This is a genomic window from Frankia sp. AiPs1 (assembly GCF_023716945.1).
GTDB lineage: Bacteria > Actinomycetota > Actinomycetes > Frankiales > Frankiaceae > Frankia.
This window is the reverse complement of the sequence record NZ_JAMQQF010000419.1, coordinates 1-5,380: the sequence shown is the minus strand read 5'-3', so window position 1 is coordinate 5,380 and position 5,380 is coordinate 1. Positions and strand designations below refer to the sequence as shown.

Below are 5,380 nucleotides of genomic sequence, written 5' to 3'. Positions count from 1 at the left end.
GGTTCGCGGCGGCCCGGACGACCCTGGTCATGCGGCCGGCCGACGTCCGAGCCCTGGTCGTGACCGGGCTCGCGGTAGCCGGGGTCGCTGCCCGCCCGGGCGGGGCGCTCCCGGTAGGGATCCGTCGGGTAGGGCTGGCCGCCGCGCGGAGTCGAGCCACGTCGGTACGGGTCGTCCGGCGGGGGCGTGGGACGCCGGTCCGGCGGGGCCGTCGCCCGATGCCCGACGCGCTCCGGCGGGGGGGTGGCTCGGGAGGGCGACCGGCCCGCGGTGCTGCCGCGGCCGTCCTCACGGCGGAACACGATGGTCGCGGTGCCGAGCTCGATCCGGTCCCCGCTGACGAGCTTGACCTGGGTGGCCGCGCGGCCGTTGACGAGACTGCCGTTCGTCGAGCCGGCGTCGACGTAGAGGAACTGCCCGTCCGGCAGCCGGCGGATCTCCCCGTGCCGCCGGGACACCCCGGTGTCGTTCAACCGGATGTCGCACTCGACGCTGCGCCCGATGACGGTGGTCTCGGCGTCCAGCGGGTACTCCCGCTCCCCGCCGCCACCCGTCCCGCCCGGGGCCTTCGTCGTGATCAGTAGATGGGGGGTGCCGGGCGCACTCGGGCGTGGCCGGCCGCGTCGCCCGCTGACGACCCCCGGGTCTGCCGCCGCCACGCTGCTGCGGATCCGGAAGACGCCGACGTCGAGGTCAGCCGCCTCGGACATCCGGACGGACACCGGGCCGACGAAGGTGTACCGCTGCTCGGCCGCATGTTCGCGGACCATCTCGGCCAGCTCGTCGCACAGCGCCCGGTCATACGGGGAAAGCCGGGCGAAGTCGCCGCTGGCGAGCTCCACCGCGAACTCGTTGGGCACCAGCACGCGGTTGGAGCTGACCGCCCGCCGGTCGTCGGTCTCCCGGGCCAGCGCGCTGGCGATCTCCACGGGCTCGACCCCGCCCTTGAACACCTTGGCGAACGCACCCTCGACGAGGCCGCCCAGGCGCCGTTCGAAGCGTTGTAGCACGCCCATGCTCGACCTCCCTTCTCCCGGTCTGTGAGATCGTATGCCCCCGGGCACGGACGCCCCACGGCTCGGCCGCTTGACAGGTCCACCGCGGTGGGCGGCCCCCCGACGCAGCGGACATCTCCGACGTGATAGCGTGTCCCCTGGTTAAGAGATAGTCCCACTCGGGCGAGTGGCGGAATGGCAGACGCGCACGGTTCAGGTCCGTGTGTCCTAGCGGACGTGGGGGTTCAACTCCCCCCTCGCCCACGTCAGCCCCTACCGGAGCATGCTGCGCCGGTAGGGGCTTCCTTGATTTTGTCGGGGGGGCCGAGCCCCCCCGGACCCCCCACGAAGAGCTGCTTGGGGGGCTGCCTCGGGGGGGGGGGCTTCGGGGGGGCTTTGTCTTTCCCTAAGTTGACCACCCCGTCTAGGCCGTCCCCTGGTCGCGAAGCGGCCCAGCGGAGCCGGCCGGATTCGTGGGGCAACCATCGGGGGGCCGCGGACGGCTCCCGTGGCCACCCCACTGGGCGCACCCTCGGGGGTGGAGGTCGGGCGGGCGACTGTCGTGAAGTGGACGGCGGATCGGCCAGCTCGGGTCTCGATCCTGCCGTCGTCGGCCGGCGGCAGCGCGCCGCGGCGGTCAGCGCGCCGCGGTGGTGCCCAGCGCCGGCTGGGCGGAGCACTTCTGGAGCACCGCGCGCATCGCCTTGGCCTCCGCCGCCACCACCCACAGGTGATAACGCGATTTCAGCCCCACCTGGCGGGCGATGTAAGGGCACTGCTCGCCGGGGCTGGGCGGCAGCCATTCGGCCGCGTCGTGGTCGCTCTTGCGCTGGTTCGTCGGGCCGTCCACCGCGAGCAGGTTCTCCGGGTCGTTCGCGAACTGCCGACGCTGGGCGTCGGTCCAGTCGAGCGCGCCGGTCCGCCAGGCGTCGGCCAGCGGCACGACATGGTCGATCTGCACGGCCGAGGCGTTGCGGGAACGGTCGAAGCGGATGATGCGGGTCGTGTAGGGATCGTTGAGCTCGCCGGTCAGCACCGTGCAGCCGTCGGACCGCCGCACGGTGGTGCTGCGCAGGTCCCGGCGCAGGATGTCGTTGCGGGTGTCGCAGCCGTTGTGGTCGACGTCCGACCAGGGGGTGCCGAACTCCTCGCGCTGGTACTTCGGCGAGTTGTCCTCGGCGCGGACCGGCAGGGTGGCGAGCAGCGCGAGCGCCGAGCCCGCGGCTGCTCTGGTGCCCGCACCCGTCGCGGCCGGCCGACCGTCCGCGGCAGCGCCCGCATCCGCCGCGCCGGTCTCGTCGCCGACGCTGTCGCAGGCGACCAGTGCCGTGGCCACCATGAGCAGTAGCGCGAGTCCGACGACCCGCATCCGCCCGACCGATCTCGCTCGCCCGACCGATCCCGCCTGCCCGACCGATCCCGCCTGCCCGACCGATCCCGCCTGCCCGACCCGGCCGCGCAGGACCGCACCGACAGCGCTTGTCCGCACCTGACCCCCCACCTCGACGCCCCGCCCACCTCGACGCCCCGGGTCCGCGGGAAGAACGCCTCTGCCCGCTTGACGCCCGTCTGGGCAGAGAGTCACGTTAGCGGGTGATCGTGGTGCCTGGTGGTCGGTACAACCCAGAAAGAGCAGTTCTTGCCGCGAAGCATCGCAACGTAGCTGGACAATCCCCTACAGTGTGCTGCCATGCTCAGACTGCCGGCGAAAGTCGCCGTTCCGATGCCGTCCCATCCCCGCGGGTAGCACGTGATTGCCGTCCCGTCCGCGTCGCCGCGATCCTCGGCCGGGCCATCCCGGCCCTTACGCCGCGACGCCGAACTGAACCGTGCCCGCATCCTCACCGCCGCCCGGGAGCTGTTCGTCGAGCGCGGGAACGACGTCGGCGTCGAGGAGATCGCCCGCCGCGCCGAGGTCGGCATGGGCACCCTTTACCGACGTTTTCCGAACAAGGACGCGCTCATCGAGGCGATTCTGCGGTCGACCGTCGACGACATCCGCGAGTTCGCCGTGGAAGTGGCCGCGACGGAACCGCCGGCAAGCGCGCTGCACTGCTTCGTGATGCGGGTGCTGGCGGCCGACCCCTGCCACGGGGCCTTCCTGGCGCAGCGGCTGTGGAGCGGGCGTACCGCGGAGCGCATGATCGCCGAGGTTGTCCCGCCGGTGGCGGCGATGCTCGCCGCAGCCCAGCGGGCGGGCACGGTCCGCAGCGACGTGATGCTGGCGGACCTGCTGGTCCTGATGCGGTCGCTGCGGCTTGTCGTGGACCTCACCGAGCGAGTCGCTCCGGGGTCCTGGCGGCGTTCCCTGGAGATCATCCTGGCTGGCTTCCGGCCGGACTCCCGTAACGACGTGCTGCCGTCGCCGGCGCCGGCCTACGCCGGGCTGGCGGGCGCCGGGCAGACGCCGCCGAGTGTCGGCTGAAGCCGCCGAGTTTCGGTTGATGCCGCCGAGTGTCGGCTGATGGCAGCTGTCAGCGGACCGGGATGCGGGCCCCGGTGCTCTGCGAACTCTCGTGCAGCTCGAGTTCTCGCGGCTGCGCGTCGCGGGGTACGTCGAAGACCAGGGTGCCGCGCTTGGTCTCGCCGGGGTCGATGGAGTCCCACAGGTTCTCGTCCAGCTTGAAACGGGCGAGGAAGTTCGCCTCGTGACGGTCGCCGTGGTCGTCCCAGAGCAGCTGAGAGGTGTTGTCCAGCGCCGCGGAGGTGTCGCCGGTGTTGCGCACCGTCACCTGGGCCAGACAGAACCTGCCGCCCGCCCGCAGTGCCAGGATTCCGTCGCCCAGCTGGGTCTTCGAGCAGTCGACGGCCGCCACGACGAACTCCAGTCGGCCGTCCGTGGCCGGCAGGCCGAGCCCCGCGGTGGGACTCGGGGTGACCGTCGCGTCGTCCGCCACCGTCCCGGCGGAGCCAGGTTGGCGGCCCGCGTCAGCCCCCCCGCCGTTGCGGCTCGGCAGGCTGACCACGACCGTGATGGCGATCAGCGCCGCCACGACGATTCCGATGATCAGTGCGAGCCGCCGGCGGTCCGGTCCGCGCCGGTGGTCCGGTCGGCGGCGCCGGTGGTCCGGTCTGCGGTGGCGGTCCGGTCTGCGGTGGTGGAGCGGTCGGCGGTGTCGGATGCGGTGGTGGGGGTGATCGGGGAGCAGACGGGTTATCCGGTGGAGATGTTGGAACCGGATCTGGATCTTGAGGCTGATCTGTCGATCGACTCGATCAAGCGGACGGAGATCCTGGGGGAGTTGGCGCAGCGGTTGGGGCTGGTGGAGGCGGGTTCGGGGGAGTTGGACGAGGAGGTCGTCGAGGAGCTGGCGGCGATCAAGACCGTCCGCGGCATCGTCGACTGGATCGTGGGTTCGACCGAAGGCGAGCCCGAGCCCGCCGTCTCCACCGCCGAAGCGGTGCTGACCGGCGGGTCGCCGGTGGTGTCGCAGGCCGGGCTGCCGGTGCGGGATTCCGCCCCGTCGCTCACGTCCGTGCCTGCCGGCTCCCGCGCGCCCGCCGGCTCCCGCGCAGCCGTCGGATCCCGCGCGCCCGCCGGCTCCCTCGCGCCCGCCGGGTCTTCCCTGGACGTCGGGTCCGCTGTGGTCGGCGAACCGGTCGGGGCGATTGCGCTGCGGCGGTTCGTCGTCGAGCCGGAGATCCTGCCCGCGTCGGCCGGCGCGCCCCCGACCGACCTCGCCGGCTCCCGGTTCCTGCTGGTGGAGGGCGGTCTCGGGGTCGGCCTGGCGCTCGCCACCCGGTTGGAGCAGGCAGGCGCCGAGGCACGGATCCTCGCCGCCGACGATGCCGGCCTCGTCGACCAGATCCGGGCCGGGGCCGGCGCCGACGGCCTCGTCTGGATCGCCTCCGCCGACCCGGGCGCGGACGAGCACGCGATCCTGCCGGGTGCGTTCCCCGCCCTGCGGGCGGCGGCCCTGGGCGGCAGTCGGCGGGTACTCATCGCCACCGGCAACGGCGGGCGGTTCGGCCGGGCCCGTGCCGCCGCCCCGGGCGGGACCGCCGACCCGCGCGGGGGCGACGCGCTGGAGTACGCCCGACGCGCCGACGCCGGAGAGTTCGTCGTCCGTCCGACCCCGGGAGCGGGGCTCGCCGGCCTCGTGCGCACGATCGCCCGGGAGGTCCCCGGCCTGGCGCTGCGCCTGGTCGACGTGGAGCCGAAGGACGAGCCTCGCCGGATCGCGGACAGCCTGCTCGCCGAGCTGCTCACCCCGGGCGGGCCGCTGGTCGTCGGTTACCGGGACGAGACACGGGCCACCCTGCGGGTGCGGCCCGCCGGTGCCGGTGCGTCCGGCAGCCTGCCGGCCGGGCTGAGCCCGTCCTCGGTTGTGCTGCTCACCGGCGGCGCCCGCGGCATCACCGCGGCGGTCGCCGTCGAGCTCGCC

The 5,380-nt window shown here is 73.6% G+C and carries 5 protein-coding genes and 1 tRNA gene; 3 read left to right on the top strand and 3 right to left on the bottom strand.

Annotation, left to right across the window (positions count from 1 at the left end; all coding sequences use genetic code 11):
- The coding region (locus ND748_RS24355) for a DUF3662 and FHA domain-containing protein (protein ID WP_251748296.1) at positions 1-1,016 on the bottom strand (1,016 nt) is incomplete at its 3' end.
- 160 nt (positions 1,017-1,176) lie between these two features.
- On the opposite strand from ND748_RS24355, the gene ND748_RS24350 reads away from it, so the two are divergent.
- Positions 1,177-1,259: transfer RNA gene (locus ND748_RS24350), tRNA-Leu, on the top strand.
- Positions 1,260-1,632: 373 nt separating this feature from the next.
- On the opposite strand, the gene ND748_RS24345 is transcribed toward ND748_RS24350, so the two are convergent.
- Entirely contained in the window at positions 1,633-2,496 is an 864-nt protein-coding gene (locus ND748_RS24345; RefSeq protein WP_374216020.1) for an HNH endonuclease family protein, read from the bottom strand.
- A 249-nt stretch (positions 2,497-2,745) separates the two neighbouring features.
- On the opposite strand from ND748_RS24345, the gene ND748_RS24340 reads away from it, so the two are divergent.
- A complete protein-coding gene (locus tag ND748_RS24340) occupies positions 2,746-3,420 on the top strand; it encodes a TetR/AcrR family transcriptional regulator (protein ID WP_251748295.1) in 675 nt (224 codons plus the stop codon).
- A gap of 49 nt (positions 3,421-3,469) precedes the next feature.
- Here ND748_RS24340 and ND748_RS24335 read toward each other — a convergent pair whose 3' ends face one another.
- Entirely contained in the window at positions 3,470-3,988 is a 519-nt protein-coding gene (locus ND748_RS24335) for a DUF4352 domain-containing protein (RefSeq protein WP_251748294.1), read from the bottom strand.
- 84 nt (positions 3,989-4,072) lie between these two features.
- Here ND748_RS24335 and ND748_RS24330 point away from each other — a divergent pair.
- On the top strand, positions 4,073-5,380 hold a 1,308-nt coding region (locus tag ND748_RS24330), incomplete at its 3' end, for a phosphopantetheine-binding protein (RefSeq protein ID WP_251748293.1).